The 21,401-nt window shown below is 36.4% G+C and carries 18 protein-coding genes, 1 pseudogene and 1 riboswitch; of the genes and pseudogenes, 4 read left to right on the top strand and 15 right to left on the bottom strand.

All coding sequences use genetic code 11. The features are described from left to right. The first annotated feature begins 140 nt into the window (after positions 1-140). Together HNP81_RS18345 and HNP81_RS18340 are read left to right on the top strand one after the other, a co-directional pair. On the top strand, positions 141-1,181 hold the full coding sequence (locus HNP81_RS18345) for a hypothetical protein (protein WP_182503570.1): 1,041 nt from the start codon (positions 141-143) through the stop codon (positions 1,179-1,181). Between the two features lie 232 nt (positions 1,182-1,413). Then, positions 1,414-2,223 (top strand): helix-turn-helix domain-containing protein, encoded by an 810-nt coding sequence (locus HNP81_RS18340; RefSeq protein ID WP_182503569.1) that lies wholly within the window; start codon positions 1,414-1,416, stop codon positions 2,221-2,223. A gap of 133 nt (positions 2,224-2,356) precedes the next feature. Here HNP81_RS18340 and HNP81_RS18335 read toward each other — a convergent pair. The 11 genes and pseudogenes from HNP81_RS18335 to HNP81_RS18285 form a co-directional block, all read right to left on the bottom strand. After that, a pseudogene (locus HNP81_RS18335) lies at positions 2,357-2,647 on the bottom strand (DUF6434 domain-containing protein); the annotation flags it as partial. A gap of 246 nt (positions 2,648-2,893) precedes the next feature. Next, positions 2,894-3,871 (bottom strand): 2-hydroxyacid dehydrogenase, encoded by a 978-nt coding sequence (locus HNP81_RS18330; protein WP_182503568.1) that lies wholly within the window; start codon positions 3,869-3,871, stop codon positions 2,894-2,896. 435 nt (positions 3,872-4,306) lie between these two features. Next, positions 4,307-5,041, bottom strand: a complete 735-nt coding sequence (locus HNP81_RS18325; protein WP_028390156.1) for a GntR family transcriptional regulator — start codon at positions 5,039-5,041, stop codon at positions 4,307-4,309. Between the two features lie 271 nt (positions 5,042-5,312). Further along, on the bottom strand, positions 5,313-6,026 hold the full coding sequence (gene deoD, locus HNP81_RS18320) for a purine-nucleoside phosphorylase (RefSeq protein ID WP_028390155.1): 714 nt from the start codon (positions 6,024-6,026) through the stop codon (positions 5,313-5,315). Positions 6,027-6,279: 253 nt separating this feature from the next. Then, positions 6,280-6,771 (bottom strand): hypothetical protein, encoded by a 492-nt coding sequence (locus HNP81_RS18315; RefSeq protein ID WP_028390154.1) that lies wholly within the window; start codon positions 6,769-6,771, stop codon positions 6,280-6,282. A 359-nt stretch (positions 6,772-7,130) separates the two neighbouring features. Continuing rightward, positions 7,131-7,628, bottom strand: coding sequence for a sigma-70 family RNA polymerase sigma factor (locus HNP81_RS18310; protein ID WP_028390153.1), 498 nt, complete (start codon positions 7,626-7,628; stop codon positions 7,131-7,133). Between the two features lie 651 nt (positions 7,629-8,279). Then, positions 8,280-8,501, bottom strand: coding sequence for a DUF2187 family protein (locus HNP81_RS18305; RefSeq protein ID WP_034300251.1), 222 nt, complete (start codon positions 8,499-8,501; stop codon positions 8,280-8,282). A 782-nt stretch (positions 8,502-9,283) separates the two neighbouring features. After that, positions 9,284-10,120: a MetQ/NlpA family ABC transporter substrate-binding protein gene (locus HNP81_RS18300; RefSeq protein WP_028390152.1), complete on the bottom strand. Its 837-nt coding sequence runs from the start codon at positions 10,118-10,120 to the stop codon at positions 9,284-9,286. A gap of 175 nt (positions 10,121-10,295) precedes the next feature. Then, on the bottom strand, positions 10,296-10,967 hold the full coding sequence (locus HNP81_RS18295) for a methionine ABC transporter permease (RefSeq protein ID WP_028390151.1): 672 nt from the start codon (positions 10,965-10,967) through the stop codon (positions 10,296-10,298). Continuing rightward, complete coding sequence (locus HNP81_RS18290; protein ID WP_028390150.1) at positions 10,957-11,970, bottom strand: methionine ABC transporter ATP-binding protein; 1,014 nt, start codon at positions 11,968-11,970, stop codon at positions 10,957-10,959. Before HNP81_RS18290 ends, HNP81_RS18295 begins: the two co-directional genes overlap by 11 nt. A 112-nt stretch (positions 11,971-12,082) precedes the next feature. Continuing rightward, positions 12,083-12,189: riboswitch (SAM riboswitch) on the bottom strand. A gap of 167 nt (positions 12,190-12,356) precedes the next feature. Beyond that, the gene (locus tag HNP81_RS18285) at positions 12,357-13,139 is read right to left on the bottom strand and encodes a carbon-nitrogen family hydrolase (protein WP_182503567.1); all 783 of its coding nucleotides are present in this window, start codon (positions 13,137-13,139) and stop codon (positions 12,357-12,359) included. Between the two features lie 81 nt (positions 13,140-13,220). Between HNP81_RS18285 and HNP81_RS18280 the strand changes: the two genes are divergently transcribed. After that, positions 13,221-14,384 carry a pyridoxal phosphate-dependent aminotransferase gene (locus HNP81_RS18280; RefSeq protein ID WP_182503566.1) on the top strand — a complete coding sequence of 388 codons (1,164 nt, stop codon included), beginning with the start codon at positions 13,221-13,223 and terminating at the stop codon, positions 14,382-14,384. Positions 14,385-14,687: 303 nt separating this feature from the next. Beyond that, complete coding sequence (locus tag HNP81_RS18275) at positions 14,688-15,977, top strand: ATP-binding protein (protein ID WP_182503565.1); 1,290 nt, start codon at positions 14,688-14,690, stop codon at positions 15,975-15,977. 73 nt (positions 15,978-16,050) lie between these two features. Here HNP81_RS18275 and HNP81_RS18270 read toward each other — a convergent pair whose 3' ends face one another. From HNP81_RS18270 to HNP81_RS18255, 4 genes are all read right to left on the bottom strand, one after another. Next, complete coding sequence (locus HNP81_RS18270; protein WP_182503564.1) at positions 16,051-17,004, bottom strand: FkbM family methyltransferase; 954 nt, start codon at positions 17,002-17,004, stop codon at positions 16,051-16,053. A 433-nt stretch (positions 17,005-17,437) separates the two neighbouring features. Continuing rightward, complete coding sequence (locus HNP81_RS18265) at positions 17,438-18,790, bottom strand: FAD-binding oxidoreductase (RefSeq protein ID WP_182503563.1); 1,353 nt, start codon at positions 18,788-18,790, stop codon at positions 17,438-17,440. 316 nt (positions 18,791-19,106) lie between these two features. Next, positions 19,107-20,093: a diaminopimelate dehydrogenase gene (locus tag HNP81_RS18260; protein ID WP_028390144.1), complete on the bottom strand. Its 987-nt coding sequence runs from the start codon at positions 20,091-20,093 to the stop codon at positions 19,107-19,109. 236 nt (positions 20,094-20,329) lie between these two features. After that, positions 20,330-21,343 carry a DUF1646 family protein gene (locus HNP81_RS18255; protein ID WP_182503562.1) on the bottom strand — a complete coding sequence of 338 codons (1,014 nt, stop codon included), beginning with the start codon at positions 21,341-21,343 and terminating at the stop codon, positions 20,330-20,332. Positions 21,344-21,401 lie beyond the last annotated feature (58 nt).

The following is a 21,401-nucleotide window of genomic DNA, read 5'->3' as shown; positions in this document are numbered from 1 at the left end:
TCGACTTGTATCAGCGCTTCTCTTTTCAAAGTATAATTTGCTTTGAAATACACTCAAACATCCCAGAAACTTAAGACAAAACCTTGACCATTTGGTAGAATCTGAAGTGTTGTTGAATTACATTACAGAATGGAGAACATATGAAGTCAAAATTCAAGGTACTAACACTTGTCATTGTCAGTTTATTATTACTTGCATCTTGTTCAAACGACAATTACCAAGAAGCAATGGATAAAGGTATCGAAAGCTTGATAGAAAAGGATTATCATCAAGCTGCAATCCAGTTTGAACTAGCATTAAAAGAAAAAGAAGGAGACGAAGATGCCTCCTCTTATTTTGAGCAATCGACTCAAATGAAAAACGCACTGAGCGCCTATGAGCAAAAACAATATGATCCTGCCATTGATTCGCTTAATGCTGTCATTAATCATAGAAATGGATTAAAAACCTTGCAGTCAGAAGCGAAAAGTCTTCGAAACCTCGTCCATTCAGATCAAAATATCACAGCTTCTTTTCAAAAAAACCTTGACCTTGTTAAAAGCCTGATCACAAAAGAGAGCTATAATTTAGCTGAAGAAAAGATACAGCTTTTACAAAAAGACATCGAAACAAACAAAATTCTAGCAGACTATCAATCTGAAGTGACTAAACTATCTGAACAAGTAACAGTAGCTTTAACGACCTATGAACCTATAGTGCAACAAACTGACACAGATCATAACGAAGAAAAATCTAACAGCAAAAAGAACAAAAAAAAGAAAGCTAAAACATTCAAGTATCGTTCATATGCAAACGACCGTTTTGGTTTTTCAATGCAATATCCAGACGATTTAACAATGGATACTCCACCTAGTAATGGCGATGGAGCAAGGTTCTATAATGCAGAATTTGAAGTCACTGCCTATGGCGGTCATACGAATATTGTGAACGAAGGAGAAACAATCGAAACCTATTACCAGGAAGAATTAAATAGCATCTCAGGACAAATTGCCTATCAAAAATTGACAGATGATTGGTATGTAGTTTCATATGAAGAAAATGGCCAAATTTTCTATGAAAAATTTTTCTTTGGCCCAACAGTTTTTAATAAATTTATCATCTCCTACCCGACAAATAAACAAGATAAGTATGATCCAGTAACGACTCATATTGCCAAAACATTTGCTCCAGCTGCTCAATAGAATTAGGAAAGAGTTTGTCTCATAAGGGTCTGACCTCACACTCTAAATCAGTAAGTAGTGTTCCATACACTTATCTTATGTTGTATTTAGTTGTTGCGTGGTCTGACCCTTCTTTTGGGACATTCAGATTTAATTATTATTAAATAAATTTTATCCCCATGCTACTTTCCCCCATTCCGAAGTTATAAAGAGAGTGACAAGCAGAATTCTCTGCATAACGGGAGGGATTAGAATGGCGAAGAAAAAGATTGAATATATTGCAGGTGTCCAAACGTATCAGGAACTAGCATCATTTGCGTCGGTAGAAGAATTAAACGAGGCTATTTTGCTTCATTTAGATTCATTAGAATTAACCAAAACAGAAACAGAAGTCTTACTCCTTCTTGCAAGATATAGTTGTGTGTATCCAGGTGTGAGTTTTTTATGTAAAACGAAAATAGCGGAGATGATTGGAAAAAGTAGGAGAACGGTAATTCGCGTCTGCCTTAAATTAGAACAGCTCGGCGCCATTCGGCAATATGAAATGAAGCGGACAACAGATATGAAACAAACATCCAATGCGATTGTGATTCAATTCATTCAGAAAGAAAAACTTGTGCAGACTGATCTTTCTTCCACTAAAGAAGATGTTGTCACACAAGAGATGCCTGAAAATGTCACACCAAAAAGCTGCATTCCTTTTAAGCAAAAAAATAAAGAATTAGATCATACGTATCAAGACGGTCATTCGTCTGCTTATCAACGATTTAAGGGGATGATTCATAATTTTGTCAGTGACTGCCCTTTAGTGGATAAACTTTATGGCATCTATGTCGCACAAACTCATTACATAAAAAATGTTTATACGCAGGAAGAGCTTTTACATATTGGCATTTCAGCTATTAAGACGTGCTTTCAGGCTACAAAACGAAAAAAAATCCGTAATCTTGCTGGATATTATAACGGTACATTGTCCAATATGCTGGATCAATTATATTATGACTCTGTATTTCCTAATTTCGATGAAGAAGCTACAAACGAAGAATTGGAGTGGCTAGTTTAGTAGTTTAATTGGAAAGATGCCCATTATATCTATTGATGTTCATACTAATACAATCCCAATTAAACGTTACCATGTTTGGTTTCCACGACTATATCTATAGAGTCATCATTTACATATTTCTAGATGGTGCTTGTCACCTAAGTATATTTGCCGTATATGTATTATCTCCAGGGCGTTTCTTGATGTTGTTCCAGGCTGCAATTGCTTCTTCACGACTTTTCCCATTATTTTCCGGGTCAGCGAACAAGTCACGAATAAATGGATTATATTCAAATTGAGGAGCAATTTTTTCCTTATATGATGGGTCTTTCTTTCGTTCTTCTTCTTCATCCCAAGCAACTACAACTTCACGATATGTTTTCATTGTTTTAAAATAATTTTGAATTTAGGTAGAAAAATGAAACCTAGGACTGATCACTGTCTTGTTCCTATCAATCAATTTAATCTTAGACAATTACTACAAACTATACGAAAACAGCCTAAGAAAATGCTCCCTAACACAACACGGGAATATTCGCGCGCCATTATCCGCTACTTTTCATAGAATTTCTGAATCCACAATTACACATTACTGGATGGTACCTGTTACCTACCAAAAAACGGATAGCCCCAAAAGGGCTATCCAGCAATTCTACTATATTTTCCTATCATTATTCTGATAGCTGTTCAGCTACTTTACTTGTATCTTATTATTAATCCATGTAGGTGGAATTTCTCCCTGTAAGCCAGCAACTAGGTTCGTTGCTGCTAACATTGCCATTTTCAAGCGAGTTTCATACGTTGCGGAACCAATATGCGGCAAAGTCACAACATTATTCATAGCAAGCAATGGATTATCCAAATTAACCGGCTCTTTTTCAAAGACATCAAGACCAGCTGCATGAATTTCTCCAGTTTCGAGAGCATGAATTAAAGCGCCTTCATCTACCACTCTGCCTCTTGAACAATTGATAAAAACTGCTGTCTTTTTCATGAATTCGAACTCTCTATTTCCTATCAGCTTTTCAGTCTGGGGAGTTAACGGTGTCATTACACATACAAAATCAGACTGCTTGAGCAGATCTTCCATCGAACAATATGTAGCCCCATACTTTTGTTCAGCTTCATCATTTCTGGATCTATTGTGATATAAAATATCCATATCAAATCCAAAATGAGCCCTTTGGGCAACCGCAGAGCCGATTCCACCCATTCCAATAATTCCTAATACTTTATGATGGACATCAATCCCAAACCAATTTTCCTCAAGTTTTGTTCCCCACTGCCCTGTCTTAACCATTTGATCCAATTCCGGCATCCTTCTAGCCGATGATAAAATTAATCCCATAATCGTATCTGCAACTGTCTCGTTCAGTACTTCTGGAGTATTTGTAGCCATAATTCCTCGTTCTGATAGCTCTGAAATGTCCAAATTGTCGTAACCGACCGAGGTATTGCAGACAATTTTTAATTGTGGAGCCTGATCCAGTAAATTCTTATCCACCTTTAATCCTGAGCCTAATATCCCCTGTGCGTCCTTTAACTCATGTAGAAATTCTGGATAGTTTTGGGAACCAAACTCCTCAAAATAAACAACATGACAAGTCTTTTGAATAAAATCTAATACACTTTGGTCCACTTTCTTATAGACAATTACTTTCGGCTTCATGACTGTTTCCTCTCTTTCAATATAGTAAGAATTACTAGACAGCTGGATTCCACTTTGGTTTGCCATCAATTCTTACCATTATTATTGCACACAGACTTTACAATCTCTATTAAATTACAATATTCTTTAAAGTTTCAATCAACTTCAACAATGAAAAACATCTATGAGCGTCTAATCCCAACCCTCCGCTGAAAAAGGTGCAGGATCTCAAACTGTATCACCTGATGAAGGTGGCGGGACGGGGCTGATTTTGCGAAGCCCCGCCCCTTTTCCGCAGAAAAATAACGACTCTTCACCATTGTTTGTGATTCCCACAAATTCTGGTATAAAGTTAGCTAGATTGGAGCCAATCATCGCAAATTAAAAAGCTGTAGAGTTATGTATATCCAGGGTTACGGTTATTCCTTTCCTATCGGGGAAATGTCCATCCATTAGCTAGTTGTAAATATTTAATTTTATATTCGAGAACTGTTGCGGTATATAAAATTTATTATACATTAATGGATAATCTGCATTGCTGTAAAGGCTTTCCAATAATAAAAAACATTCATTTTGGCCGATTAATTTTTCTTTCTTGTTGACTAGATTAACAGTACGGGTATATTTGATTTCAATTTCTCCGTGGTTGGCATTCAAATACACTTGGTTCTCTAGAAAATCCAGTAACTCATTCTTATTATTTAAGTCCAAGGATAAACTTTCGACCATTTCCATCGACATAAATGTAAAAGCATAGGCTACTAAATCGTCTCCCTTTCTATACAAACGTTCTAAAGCTACAACTGTAGATGAATCTCTTTTTAATACTTGTTTCGTATATTCCGTTTCCTTGTCCAGACGATAATTTGTATCTATTCGATCAAATGTACTTATATGACACTTATGCATAGGGTTACTTAATTTTTCTAACTGAACACCCTCTTGCTTATAAAACGAATCGATCACAAAATTTCCTTTTCCACGTATATTTCTTACTATTCCATCATCTTGCAAAAGGGCTAAAGCTTGTCGTAAAGTTGCGCGACTAATCCCTAGTCTACTTGCTAAATCTGGTTCTGAAGGAAGCCTACTACCTACAGGGTATTCTCCTTTCGTAATTTGAAGCAGGAGCTCGTCATATACATTGATATAGAGTGGTCTTTTCAATTTATCTCGTTTATTTTTAGTCATTTAGTCAATCCGTATCCTTTTCTAAATAATTTTACAAAAAGGGTCAGACCCTGCAACGACTATATACAGATTATAATATACTGTGTATAGAGTGCGAGGTCAGACCCTTTTTGGATATCCTCTTTCATGTATAGTAACGTAATATTTTAGAAATTGTAAGGAAGAGTTACCATATTAGGACTTATTTAACATGATCAGTCATTACAAGCTTCCTTCACGTTCGTCTATGTAGAAGTGAAGGAGGCTTGTCTAACTCAAAGATGGAGCAAATTTACGCTAATTCTAATGCAATCTCCATCATTTTAGTAAATGCAGTTTGACGTTCTTCAGTAGTAGTCTGTTCTCCTGTAATTAAATGATCACTAACCGTTAAGATACATAATGCATTTACACCTGCTTGAATGGCATTCCAATATAATGATACAGATTCCATTTCGACACTCAAAATGCCCATATCCTGCCATTTTTTGATGTATGTTGGATCAGCATGATAAAATACATCGCTTGATAAAATGTTTCCAATATGAACTTTTTGCCCTTTTTCATCTGCTACTTTTTTCGCTTTTTCCAAAAGTTCGAAAGAAGCCGTTAATGGGAATTGGCCAGGTAAATTAAATTGATCGCCAAAATTTGAATCCGTTGCAGAACCCATCCCTAAAATAACATCATATAACTCAATGTTTTCTTGCATGGCACCACAAGTACCAATTCTAATTAAATTTTTAACGCCAAAGACATTAATTAATTCCCAAGAATAAATCCCCATGCTCGGTGCACCCATTCCAGTACCCATAACAGAGATTTTCTTACCTTTATATGTGCCTGTGTACCCTAACATACCTCTCACTTCGTTAAAGCACTCGTAATTATCTAAAAAGGTTTCCGCAATAAACTTTGCTCTTAAAGGATCCCCAGGTAATAGTACCGTTTCCGCTATTTCTACTCCGTTTGGCTTAATATGAGGTGTTTCTTTAGTAGTACCCATCGTTTTCTTTTGCTCCTTTAGTTAAAAATTGAGTTTTTAACATGTCTATTTTTTATACAAGTTTAAATTATCATAATCTTTTTTCGGATGCAAGCACTTTCAAAAATATTTTTATAATACGAAATAGTTAACAAGAGGTGTTTCAAAAGCAAAGAAGGGTCAGACTTCGCAACAACTAAATTCAGTATGAAACACAACATACTGTTTTAGAGTGCGAGGTCAGACCCTTATAAGATACCCTTTCGTTTGAAACTTATTTACTCCAAATTTCATAAATCAATTCTTTAATAATCTCATTTAAATCCGCTTTTTTTTGCTTAGATAACCATTCCGTTTGGTCAATAGGTAAATTTAGTTTTAATATTACTTTCTCATTGGGCATTTCAACTTTTCTGATTTCTTCTAAAGTGATGCCTTCTTCTATGTTCGGGAAAAACGACTCGTTTTCTATTACCTTTTCGAAATCATGATATTCTTCAAGATCATTCACTTCACAATATAAATTAAGCTGTGGTAATGTTCCCGACCATATTTTCAGTTGCATAATTGCACCGATGATTCTGCCGTCTTGTAATTCAATCTCAATAATTAAATTTTCCTCCTTTCTATATTTTTTTACGATCACCTCACTAACAATCATATTTAACTCCAATGTATTTCCCGTACTTGTTACAAATATATAGATTGCACTTTTGAAGACATGGATACTTTCTCCATCAATTTTTACAGATTTCACTTCAACCATGAAACATCCCCCTTCACATGTTTACTTTACAAAAGAAGAAAATATATGCTGAATTGATGCAAACAACAATATTAAGATCTTGTCACGTGAGTACAATCTATTCGTCTAACTGCCTCAGTAAAAGATCCTAAAGTAAGACAATTGTAGTCTATGAAACTTACTATTTTTGTAGGATTTCCCTAGATTAGTTCTTGTCTCTATTGTACTATTCGTGGGCTTTTTTCTCTTGCTATGAATCTTCATTCAACTGCGCACTAACTAAGTTTTTTGGTTATATACTGAATTATTTCTATTATGTCATAATTTTCGGATATTAAGCAGAAAAGGGGCTTACGAAAATTATTCATTTTGAGTTAGCATCAAGTATTGAGTTTAACCAAGTTATTTTGTAATTTCTTAATAGCCGATTTTCTCCATGATTTTACGGCACTGTTGGAAACGCCGTAAAGCTCAGCCATTTCACTAATACTCAACTGATACTGAAATGTGCCGATTACCCATCGCTTCTGTGAAACTGTAAGATTTTCGCAATAACAAGATAAGTACTCCGATTCCAGCAGTAGATCACAGGATGATAAAGCAGGATCCTCAGCCATCTCACTTATATCAGTTACCTTACAAGTATCGTCAATCCGTACATTTTTTCTGAGTGCATTTAATAGTTTTCCTTTGATTACTTTATAAGCATAGGTAGAAAATAGAGCACCGTGATCTGGATCGAATTTTGATTGTGCTTCCCACAACGCAATCAACCCAATCTGATAGAACTCTTCCTTATTTTTATAAATGGACAAAGACTGAATAATACTATAAATCATCGGCCGAAATTGTTCAGCCATTTCAGTAAATTTTTCCAAAGACTTCGCCTTTCGAAATATGCATACTTCTTGAATTCCTAGGTAAGTCCACCGTACAGAACTTCAAGATGTTTGACGAAAGATGAAATCGAACATTTGGAATGAATAATTCACGATATTTAAGTAATTCCTCTTTCAAAAACACTGTTTCAATAAAGCAAATTAAGAAATTGCATCTATTTTGATCCGAATTGAATAGAACTAAAAGGCTCTTTTCGTAAAGATTGTTGCTTTTAGCAAGAAACCAATTCGAACAGATGTTGATTGTAGTGGAAGGTGCGAGACTCCTGCGGGAAAAGCGTGTTGAGGGAGACCCCGCAAGTGCAAAGCACTGAGGAGGCTTCTGAGACCGCCCGCGGAAAGCGAGGACCTGCAACGGAAATCAACCCGGGTTATTAGTGTAAAAATGATTGAAAAGCAACAAAGTATGTGAAAACAGCCAACTAAAAAAAGCCATCCAATGATGGCACCTTGTGAAAATTTATAGGGAAATATCTATTATTATTATTATGTGTTCCTAATGAAAGTACTTAATTAGGAGGAGGGAAAAATGACAAAAGTTCTTATAGATATCCCTTGTTTGAGGGTATTACACAAAGGATCAGTCCCCATTTATTGATTGTTGCGGGACTGATCCTGGCTCTCAACCACTCACTTAATTAGCTTATAATTTTTATGATTAACAACAGTATTTATTGGTTCATCCTTTTTTGTATTTCTACCAATTTCTACAATAACCGAGTTTTCTCGCACGATGACTACTTTCCCCTTCTTTCCTTTTTCAAGTCCACTCTTTATATCAATCATATCTCCTACTTTCACTTTTATTTTACTATCTGTTGGGTTTTTACGATTCGCTTTTTCTTCTGTCAAATTATTTACCCCTTTTTTATGATTTTATTTTGAATATACACTTATATGTAAGATCTAAACTCTATTCCATATGTGCCATAGTTTCACCAGTCCAATTTTTTTCTGAACAGTGTCTTTACTTTTAGTTTATCCTTATCCATCCGACAGCAAGTAAAATTGCCCAGGAAATACTATCTACATATAATATAATTATTCCAGACAATGAATAGATCCAAGCAGCAAAAAGAATAAGTATCCTACAGGTAATTATAGTTAGCAATTTGGGGTTTAATATACTTATGAATGCATGACAAATTTCAAAAAGCTAAAATGACAGTACCTATGTTAGTATGTGAAGATATTAGCTTATATTTCCACAACGTTCAATTATTAAACAAACTTCACAACTTTTCCGCCGAGTTTTTCAGAAGGATTTTTTCCTGATGTTCATCATATCGATTTTTCTTCTTTAAAGTCACTATCTGAAATATGTTTACCTCTCTTTTGGAACGTGATAGCCAAAAAGCAGATATTGTGATGGAGGTAAAAGGGAGAGTACTTTAATTCCGAAGATTACAAGTCTCGATTTTAAGGCAATTGAACATATCAAAGTACTCTATAACATAAAGGAAGCTAGGGATGATTCAAATTTTGAATCACCACCTAGCCTCTTATCTTGTCATTTATTATTGAACTTGCAATTGTCTAACTTCTGTTAATCCAAACCTTGATCCGAAGTACAACTACAGCCTTTCTTTCGTGACACTGATGCCATATCCCTCTCTCATTTCAAATCCCTCTATTTACTTCATCCATTCAGGTTTTCCGAATCCTTTAAATTCTTCGTCAATAATTTTTTCGAATTCATCAGACTCAACAACTTCTTTAATGTCCTTTGCAAACTGTGAATCTTTATTATCTGTTTTTACAGCTACTACATTGCGATATTGATCACTCATATTTTCAAGTGCTAATGCATCAAGCAAGTCCATCTTGGCAGCTAACGCGAAGTTTCCAGGTACAGCCGCTAAGTCTGCACTTTCCACTGAACGGGGAAGTTGCCCAGATTCAAGTGGTTGGAACTTCAAGTTTTTCTTATTTTCCGTAATGTCTTTTTCTGATGCTTTTAATGGATCTGTATTTTTATCAATTACAATTAATCCTTCATCTTGAAGCGTATTAAGAGCACGAGCCGCATTGACTGGGTCATTAGGAAGTGTAACTGTTGCCCCGTCTTTTACTTCATCTATAGATTTATATGTGTTTGAAAAAATTCCCATTGGCGCTGTAGGTACAGCGAGTAATGCTGTTAAGTCCATTTTGTTTTCTTTCGCGAAGTTTTCGAGATATATTGTATTTTGGAACAAGTTTGCTTGAATATCGCCATTGTCCAAAGCTTTGTTCGGTTGGATGTAATCACTAAATTCTATGACTGTCACCTTGTATCCTTTTTCTTCTAATCCAGGAATAATAGCTTTCGTTACCATGTCACTATAAGGACCTGCTGTAGCACCAAATTTAATTTCTTTTGATTCTGAACTTGTCCCTTTGTTACTGCTTTTCTCGCTATTAGTATTGCCACATGCAGCTAAAACCGTTATAACGGCTACTAAAATTAATGCTGTTAACCATTTTTTCATAATTGTCTCCCTCTTTCTGTTTCTTTATCCCGCATTAACGGGCAGTAACACCCCCACTCAAGGCTTGGAGGAATCGAAGAAGCGTAGGTGGGGGATAACTGCCCGTAAAAGCCCGATTGGTTCAACTAACAATTAGTAGGGGATGAAGAAAACCCCTACTGATTGAAGTTTCACTTTATCTTTTATCTACAACTTTAGCGATGAAATCACCAGCAAGTTGAATAATCTGAACTAAAATAATTAAAATAACTACTGTTGCAATCATAATCGTGTTGTCATAGCGATAATAACCAAAACGGATAGCTAAATCACCGATTCCACCGCCGCCAACAGTACCAGCCATAGCCGAAAATCCAATTAAACTGACGAGCGTTAACGTGACACCTGAGATAATGCCTGACTTGGCTTCTAGCAGTAGTACATCTTTAACGATCATCCATGGTGTTGCACCAGCAGCAATAGCTGCCTCAATGACACCTTTATCAATCTCACGCAATGCTGTCTCGACAATTCGAGCAAAAAACGGAATCGCGGCCACCGATAAAGATACGCTTGCTGCAGTAGGTCCAATTGTTGATCCTACGATCCAGTCCGTTAGTGGAAGTAGTGCAACTAATAAAATGATAAACGGAATCGAACGGACTAAATTCACTACAAATCCTAAACCATTTTTGAACCAGCGATTTTCTAAAAATAAACCTTTGTCCGTCACAAATAATAATATTCCAATCGGCAGACCGATCAGAACAGCAACGATTAACGAAATTGTAATCATATAAACTGTTTGCATAAATGCTAGATTTATATCTGGGATAAGTTCTATGAAATGATGATAATCAAAGCCCACCGCGTATCACCTCTACTTGTGCAGCCCGACCTTCAATAAACTGGAGTGAGCCCTCTATTTCTTCCTTTTCACCTTTTAATTCCATAATAAAGATGCCAAGTGGTATTTCCTGAATATATTCAATAGAACCGTGCAGAAAATTACCACTAACGTTAAATTGCTGAAGCATATCGGAAATAATTCCTTCAGAAGCAATCTTCCCTTTAAAGATCACTTTGACAATCGGTCCAGTGCATCCATTCAAAATCACTTCTGGGATTTCAAAAGATACAACACTTTCAATAAACTCATTGGTAAGTTCCGTCTGTGGGTTAGCAAAAATATCATATACCGCCCCTTCTTCAATAACCTTACCTGATTGCATAATAGCCATTCGATTACAAATTTCCTTTACAACATTCATTTCATGCGTAATTAAAACAATTGTAATATGAAGCTCTTTGTTAATTTTCTTCAATAAACTCAATATGGACTTTGTAGTAGTCGGATCTAGTGCTGATGTGGCCTCATCACATAAAAGCACCTTTGGGTTATTAGCAAGAGCCCGTGCAATTCCAACTCTTTGTTTTTGACCGCCACTTAATTGCGAAGGATATACGTCTTTTTTATCAGCAAGACCTACCATTTCTAGCAATTCTTCTACTCGCCCTTTTATTCGATTTGCTGGTACATTGGCAGCTTTTAAAGAAAAAGCAATATTATCAAATACAGTCTTTTGACTAATCAAATAAAAATGTTGGAAAATCATACCAATTTTCAACCTTGCTAAGCGTAAATCCTCACCTTTTAAAGATGTAAGATCGGTTCCATCCACTTTAATTTGACCTGAAGTAGGTCGCTCCAACAAATTAATGCAACGCAGCAATGAACTTTTTCCTGCTCCAGAATATCCAACAATTCCATAAATTTCGCCTTTTTGAATCGTTAGAGAGACGTCATCTACTCCCTTAACTAATCCTTTTTTCGTTTTGTAAATCTTTGAAAGATTACGAATTTTAATCATACAATTCCTCACATTTCTCCAAATTGACAAGTCATTTAAAATATATAGACTTTTCATCCTACGAAAAATGCTCCCTTCAACTGAAAGGAGCATCGAAATACGAAAGAATCTCGACTTATCTTTCAGAATGAAGATCATTCTGCAGGATTGGCACCTTCCCAATTATTGGGGGTTGCCGGACGTCATAGGGCCTAGTCCCTCAGTCGCTCTGGATAAGTAGCTTAGCTTAAATTAAATTTAATGTAATTAATATATTATAAAACTATCCTATTATTGTCAATCTTTAAAAAAAACTAACTAAAAAGGGAAACTTCATTCAGTAGGGGGGTACGGCCCGTTAAAGCGGGATAAACTCTACTACTCTAGCAGAGTACTAATTTTTCCCCTTATAATTCGTATAAATCCGTCCGCCTGTCTTTAAAAACGGGTATCGTCTTCCGCACCTGATCGACTTCCTCTAACTCAAGGTCCGCGTACAAGATCCCTTCCTCTGTTTGTTTGCTAATTAGTAGCTCACCCCAAGGTGCAATGACCATGGAATGACCATTGAATTCATTATTTGGGTCATTACCGACACGGTTGACAGCCACGATAAAACACTGGTTTTCAATCGCCCTAGCTTGCAATAATAATTGCCAATGGTCAATACGTTGCTTCGGCCACTGAGCCGGGATAAACATAATCTTGGCTCCATTTAATGCATGTGTCCGAATCCATTCTGGAAACCGCAAATCATAACAGATGACCCCGCCACATGTAATGCCATTCATTTCAAATACATTCATACTTTGTCCTTCGTTTAAATATACATGCTCATCCATTAACTTGAATAAATGAGCTTTATCGTAGGCCGCGACAATTTTTCCAGTTCTATCCACGATATACATCGTATTAAAGTATTTGTCTCCTCTTTTTGTTGCTACTGAACCACCGACAATGTTCACTTGATGTTTTTTGGCCAGTTGAGACAGTAGCTTTCTTGTTATGCTTCCCTCTCGATCAGCCAGTCTGTCGAGTTGATCAAGAGCGTAGCCTGTATTCCACATTTCCGGAAAGACAATGACATCCGCTTGTGCTTTTGCCGCTTCTTCAATGTATTTCTCAATCGCTGTATAATTTTGATCTGGCTCCCCAAAAGCGATATCCATTTGTACACAAGCAATCTTCATTTTTGACACCTCTAGACTTTTTTATCTAAATATTATAAAATTTTAGATTAAATAGCAACTCTTACATAAAAGGTGGTTCACATGGAATATTCAGAGCGCTTAAAAAAATTACCAGTACAATTTTTTGCAAACCTAGTTGAAAAGGTAGGCAAGGCAGTTGCAGAAGGACGGGATGTTATTAATTTAGGGCAAGGTAACCCAGATCAGCCGACACCACCACACATCATCAAAGCTCTCCAAACTGCGGCAGAGGATCCACTAACTCATAAATACTCCCCGTTTAGAGGACTTAAAGAACTGAAGGTAGCTGCTAGCGAATTTTATTTGAAACAATACGGAGTAGCTATCGACCCAGAGACTGAAATAGCTATTTTATTTGGGACGAAAACAGGTCTAGTCGAGCTGCCAATGTGCTTGTTAAATGAAGGCGAACTAATGTTATTGCCTGATCCAGGATACCCGGATTATTTATCAGGTGCAGTGTTAGCGAATGTCGAATATAAAACATTCCCACTTAAAGCTGAAAATCAATTTTTACCTGATTTCAACGCCATTCCGCAAAAACAAAAAGAATCAGCAAAATTAATGTATCTTAACTATCCGAACAATCCGACTGGGGCTACAGTAGATCGGACTTTCTTCGAAGAAACAGTTGCTTTTGCAAAAAAACATTCAATCACGATTTTGCATGATTTTGCCTATGGCGCAATTGGATTTGATGGAAAAAAACCAGTAAGCTTTCTTGAGGTCAATGGTGCAAAAGACGTCGGCATAGAAATGTATACATTATCTAAAACCTATAATATGGCCGGCTGGCGCGTCGGCTTTGCGGTTGGTAATGCCAAAATTATCGAAGCTCTAAACCTTATCCAAGATCATTTATACTGCAGTCTTTTTCCAGCTGTGCAAAAGGCCGCAGTTGCAGCGCTAACAGATGATCAGCAATGTGTTGGAGAACTCGTCAACCGTTATGAACAACGTCGAAATGCCTTTATTACGGCATGCCAAAATATTGGCTGGAAAGTTGAAGCACCAACTGGATCGTTTTTCGCTTGGTTGCCGGTGCCTAGTGGGTTTACTAGTGAAACATTCGCCAATTATTTGCTTGAGAAAGCAGATGTAGCAGTTGCCGCCGGCAATGGGTTTGGTGAATATGGAGAAGGGTATATTCGTGTCGGTTTATTAGTGGATGAAAAGTTATTGGTAAAGGCCGTAGAACGGATCAAAAAACTCGAATTATTCTAATAATTAAATCTCAAATAAATTTGAATCATAGAGGGCGTCCCATGAGCCAATGTGACAGCCCCCACAATACTATATCTAGCGTGATTTCGATTTAAGATAATCTAGATGCAGTGCTGTGTGGGAGCCAGAACACTTATGGGGCACTCTCTTTTTTGTAAGAAAGTTCCTCGTCGTTTCTTTTGTTTGAAAATTCTTTCTTCTGTTATATATCACTAGTATTAATTTACTTATTTTGGTATGATTTACATATAATATTTCAACTATTCATACTACTATTGAAAGTTCGGTGCAACGATGGACCTTATGACGAAGGACTTACTTATCAATTTTTTATTTATTCTACTCTCTCTATGTTTAGTACAAATGGTTTATTTGGTTAAATATGTGTATCGTTTAGAAGAAATAAAAGGCTGGGTTATCGGTATTTTCCCAATAGTCTCTCTTATCCTATGCATGCTGCTTCCTGTAGCACTTGAAAAGAGTTTCATCTGGGACCTTCGCTGGATCCCCTTTATTTTAGGAAGTTTAATCGGAGGATTTCGTTTAGGTTTTTCACAATTGTTATTAGTCCTAATTATCCGCTATTTACAAGGTAATGATGTAGGTTTTTATGTTACAGCGATTACACATATCTACATCGGTTTACTCGCAATCTTTTTATCTAAATACTACTTAAATATGAACATTAAACAAAAACTAACATTAAGTTTTGCATTAACTCTATTTGCACTATCTAGTTCAGCGATTGTTTCAATACATATATTTCATGTAAAAATAGATAGCATATTCTGGACAAAGTATGTCGTCATACATATCATCGGCATGTTCATATCTACTCTTCTTTGGGAAGTGATCCAAACAAATTTTCAGGTGCTACAAAAGTTAGTAAAAGCTGAAAAGCTACAAATTGTGAGCCATCTTGCTGCAAGCATCTCTCATGAAGTTAGAAATCCGCTCACTGTCAGCCGCGGATTTATCCAAATGCTATCTGAAGGTGAAGCTACACAGGCAAGAAAAGAGTATGCAACTATTGCGTTACAAGAATTGGATCGTGCTACAGAAGTGATTAACGATTATTTAACTTTTGCTAAACCGGCATTCGACATAGAGGAAAATATTAATATTAATGAAGAAGTTCAACATGCCGTCAATGTAATCATCCCGTTAGCCAATATGAACGGAATACAGGTGAAGTTATCTTTAGTAGAGCATCATCATTATCTTGCTAAAGGGGACAAAAAAAAATTCCAACAGTGTTTGATTAATATCATGAAAAATGGAATTGAATCGATGGAAAATCATGGAGAAATTAACATCCATTTAGACTATAAAGATACCACTCTCCATATTAATATCCAGGATGAAGGGGCAGGGATGACACAAGAACAAATCAATCGTCTTGGCGAGCCCTATTTTACAACTAAAGAAAAAGGAACCGGACTCGGAATGATGGTTTCGTATAGTATTATTAAAGGGATGAATGGACATATACATGTGACCAGTGAACACGGTAAAGGAACTTGTTTCTCTATTATTCTACCAGTACAAGCGTATAAAAAAAAGTTAATTAGCAATACTCTATCTTTGACTTAAATCAACAAGATGAAATTGATAGAGAAGCGGGTGTCTCATAAGGGGCTGACCCTTTGCTTTTGGGACACCCTTTTTACATTTTTTTATGATGATCTTGTATGATAAAGTCAAATACTTCTATATTCTCTTCATCTGTTACAACTAGTAAATCTGTATGAATATTGTCAGTCCCCAAAATACCATGTAAATCTTCATAATGAATGCTGTCCACTCTTACTAAAATATCGTCTGCTACATACATGTAAATCGTAAAGTATTTTTGCAAGAAAGAGAAAAAAGCGGCTACTATCATTCCTGATTTTTCAATATATTCACTATTAAATTCTATAAAACCAATCGCTGATTTACAGCTCTCTAGTAACCTGCTCATCCCTTTTAAAACAAACGCTTCATACCCTTCGACATCCACTTTAAAAAGAACGGTTCCATTTGTTGAGCCTTTCTTAAAGATTGAATCAATCGTAATGGTACGAACAGGCACCTTTTCAATCATATTGTGAGCAGGTATATAGGATGCCGAAGATGTTCCCGACCAATGCTTATCGATATAAAATTCTTTTTGTTCGTCGGTTTTGTCTGATGCAAAGGCATTGATAATCGTTATTTGTGCCTTATTCGGGTGAACTTCTCTCGACTTAATGATGTATTGAATCAAATGATGATTCGCTTCGATTCCATAGATGATCGCTCCTACGGGATAGGTTGTTGAAAAAAGACATTCACCATAGTTTACCCCAACATCTATGATCAGATTTGGCGAGAATTCTTTTACAGATGTACTCCAAAAATAAGAAAGTCGCTTTTGTGTGATGCCATCACTAATTAATAATGCTCTACCACGATTCTCCTCTGAGTTAACATAAAGAACATTGGATGATGATAATATAATTTTGTTGGGAATTTTATTAATGTTTAATGTTTTATATTTAAGGAAGATCCCCAAGTCAATTAATATTCTCCAAGTTTTTGGGTGGCGCTCCCACATATTCATTATAAAAGGGGTACGAACTACAACTTTTGATATCAAGATCTGCCCTCCTATTTGTTTTCTCCAATAGAAGCTAATATTCTACTACTGATTTCTTTAATGTTTTGGGAAAATCCTTCAATAGAATCATAGATTAACAAAACATTTACATTCATTAAAGGACATGGGGACGGGGCTTCGCGACTTACTAATCTAGCTAATCTACTTTGCAGCTATACATACTTTATTAAGAAAGTACTGCAACAATCCGGCTCCGCACCGCCACCATTGTATTTAGGCGAGTGTATCGTGCTACAGGATGGGGCTTTCATGGTAAACGGTGGTGGTGCTTAACGTCATACCCATTTCATTCGTTTGATAATATCCAAAAGGAAAATTATGAATACTTCATGAAGGTCGAGAAGAGTACAATCAAAAAAGAAAATGACTCGTTGAATAAACCCACTACCTTCAGAGTCATCTCCTTTCTGTATTAAAATATTCGTTTGTTGTAAGGAGGAATACTTTGAGGAAAGGTAAATACATTATACGGATCATATGCGGTTTTAACTTTTCTTAGCCGGCTGACATTTTCTCCATAGTAGGTTGTTGGCCAATCTTTGATATAAATATCTGGCCAGTTCACATAATCACCCATCGTATCCTTCGATAGCGCTCTTCTGAGCCTTTCAATCCACTCGACGTTTTTCCGTTCCTCACGCTCGGTATTCCAAGAAGAAATATACTCTTGGCCGATAATGGCTTCTCGATAATAGTAAGCTGTATCTTTAGGATCAAATCGGCTCACTGCACCTCCCAGTGATTGGTGCCATATCGCTGCATTTTCGTTAGGTGCGTTTGACAAAAATTGTTTCATCTTTAAAATGGCTTCTCTTGAAAGTGGTTTTTCTATAAAAGAACCAGAACGCTTAAAATGTGTTGGTCGATCTCCGCTTGGAGAATCAAAAAATTTGACCGTGTCAATATACGGTACCTCTTTTACTCTTTGATCTATAGGGCTGCCAGCTTCCAATAATGGCTGAATTAGTTGCTTTAATTTTGTGGCGGGACCAACAAACTCCCCTAGTACTTCAATTCTATTTACTTCCTTTGCTCTTAATTCAATTGTAGAAGTAAGGCGTTTATTCGTGAAAGGTGCCCAATTCTGCCAGACGTTAAATACCTCTTCAAAATCCTCCCATTCCCATGTAATTGAGAAAATCGATACGTCTGAGATTGGATGGACCCTGAATGTAAGTGACGTGACAATGCCAAAGTTCCCACCACCACCACCACGGGAAGCCCAGAATAAATCGCTATTTTCATACTTATTTGCTTTAATGACTTCCGCGCCTCTATTGGAAGAAGCTTTAACCATTTCAATTTCAAGAAGATTATCACAAGTTAGTCCATATAACCTTGTTAATAAACCAATTCCTCCGCCAAGTGTGAGGCCGACAATCCCGGTATTAATAGATGTTCCGGCGGGAATGGTGACTCCATATTCCCATAATTCTTGATATACTTTCCCTAATCCCGCACCCGCCTCAATCTTCGCGGTTAAACTTTGGCGATTACATATGATTTGATTCATTTCACTTACATCAATAACCAGACCTCTGTTCAATAAAGAAAAATTTTCAAAACTATGGCGACCGCTTCTCAAACGGAAAGGAACCCGATTCTCCCTTGCCCATTTTAATGCATTCACTATATCTTCAACATTTTGACAAAAAACGATTACCTTTGGAAACTTAGGTATGCTCAAATTCAGATTTGTTCTCGCTTGCTCATAATCAGAATCTTTCGGTGTTACAATTCGACCTGTCAGTTTCGTCTTTTCCACAAAGAATCCCCTTTCTACAGTTGATAATGGCTTTAATTGTGTGAAGGGTTTTTCTATAAATATTATGAAGCAATTTTAGGAAAAGACCTTTAAAGAAAATACGCTCTGAACTATATCTAAAAAGAAGATTACAAGTCAGAATCTCATGATTACGCGCAAGCATTGGTCTCTCTCATAAGCAAAAGAGCCAAACCCCGCAACAACTAAATACAGTATAAGTACGTGTAAAAAACACTGCATACTGATTTAGTGTGCGAGGTCTGACCCTCTTTTTTGTTATATTTGCTAGCTTCCGGTAACTCTCATAAAGAAAATTCTACAGTAGATCTCTTCTTAATTCTTCTGCAGATTTTGGAGATAAATATACAGGTGCAACTTCATAAACGGTTTTGGCACCAACTTGTCCCTCTTTGTTTAAGCGATATGCAGCTCGTGCATATGCGACTAATACACTTGCAGTAAACTCTGGATTGCTATCAAGATTTAGTGAGAATTCAATAATTTGTTTATTGCCTGATCCTGTTTTCCCACCACGAATAACAAAACCACCGTGTGGCAATTTTGAGTGATTCTCTTTTAATTCTTCTTCTGTAATAAAGTTCACTTTCGTTTCATAATCGGCAAAGTAGTTCGGCATCGTTACAATATCTTGTTCGATTTTGGCTTGATCATATCCTTCTTCTGCTACAACATAGCAAACGCGAAGGTGTTTCTCTGCAGTTGTTAATTCAGGATTTGCACCACTTCTTACTTTTTCAACTGCCTCTTCGATTGGTACGGTATATTGAACAGCACCTTTCACACCTTCAACTCTACGAACAGCATCTGAATGTCCTTGGCTGACACCTTCCCCCCAGAATGAGTAATTTTCACCGTTCGGCAAAATAGCTTCTGCCATTAAACGATTGATCGAGAACAAACCTGGATCCCAGCCAACAGAGATGATGCTCGTCTTCCCACTTTCTTTTGCAGAACGATCAACTGAATTAAAATATTCAGGAATTTTAGCATGTGTGTCATAACTATCTATCGTGTTAAACATTTTTGCAAAATCTGGACCTTGTTCTGGAAGATCAGTTGCCGATCCTCCACATAATATCATTACATCAATTTCATCCTTATAATTCTCAGCTTGAGAGATATGTAAAACCTTCACATTTGGTTCATTTACCGAGATACTGTCGGGTGTTCTTCTTGTAAAAATAGCAACAAGTTCCATATCCGGACATTGTTTAATTGCGTCTACTGTTCCTCTACCAAGATTACCATACCCTACGATACCTACTTTAATTTGATTGCTCATCGTTTTCCCCTCCATCATTGAACATTTCGAGGACATTCATAGTCCTTCATAATATTATATTACTTTTTTTGTGTGGCACACAAATATGAGATGAAGATTGATTTATTTCAAAAGTTAGATTGATTCAGAGAGTTAACCTTGAATATACATAGTTAGACCAGTTTTTATCCTACAAAGGAAACCTTGTGGCTCCTTTGTCGTATTAGTGTTGTTTCTCTAATAAGATCCCTAATCTATTAAAATAAAGTGATAACAATAAAGAAAACAAACATAGTAACTAAACCAACAGGTAGACCGAATTTCGCCCATTCCTTGCTTGTGATCCCTAGTTTTCCAGCTGATATGATATTCGGGATATTGCCTGGTATCAGCATTCCACCACTTATTAATAGACCAAGTAGAATCGCCTTAATAGTCGGTTCATCCATCGAAGGGCTAATTTCAGCCGCAGCGAGAGTCGCATTATCAAGGACTGCTGAAATCATATTAATCCAGTATAAGATCCCCGTATTTAAATCCAGCAGGTAACGGTTGATCAACGTTTCAAAACCTTCCCCTAGAAGCGTCAGTCCCATTACAAACAAATAAATTTTTATCGTTCTAATAATAATTTCACGATAGGTTTCCCTCGATTGATTATTGGACAATCCATCTTGATTTTGTTTCGGATGAACCAGTAACGCAGCAAGAATCCCAAAAATCAGCACAGCAGGAATAACTTCAGGGCCAATTAATCGGAAGAGGTAAAAGAAATCTTCTCCTAATTTACTGATAGCAATAGTTGAAAGTGGCTCACCAATTGGTGTTAATGCTGCTCCAAGACCGATTGAGAAACAGGCTAAAACAACAAGTCGAACCTCTGATTGACGGTCAAGTGTAAGAACACTGACAATAAGAACTAAAATTAAAGCAGCGATAATTGCTGTAATTACACTTGAAAGCAATCCTAAGATAATAACGATTAGAGCAATAAATAACCGAAAAGGCATCGCACGACTTATGCCTAGAATCGCTTTTTCCAAAGGCGTCTTAAGCCATTTAAATAATAGTCCAGCTACCAAAACAGCAATCGTAATTTTAATCGGATCCTCTAATGCTTTAATTAGAAGATGCTTGTCAAATACGCCACCTACAATTGCAGCTAAAAAACCCATGATAAACAAAAATACTTCTAAATTCTCTTCAATGTGTTTGATAAAAAAAGGCAAAAATAACACAAGAAGTAAAATAATTAACAACCCAATAATCATTGAATTCTCCCTTTCAAACAAGCTTTGCTTGTAGCAAAATAATATGTATGACTCTCAA

It is taken from the genome of Peribacillus huizhouensis (assembly GCF_014138605.1).
Taxonomy (GTDB): Bacteria; Bacillota; Bacilli; order Bacillales; family DSM-1321; genus Peribacillus; species Peribacillus huizhouensis.
This window is presented reverse-complemented; position numbering and strand designations above follow the sequence as displayed.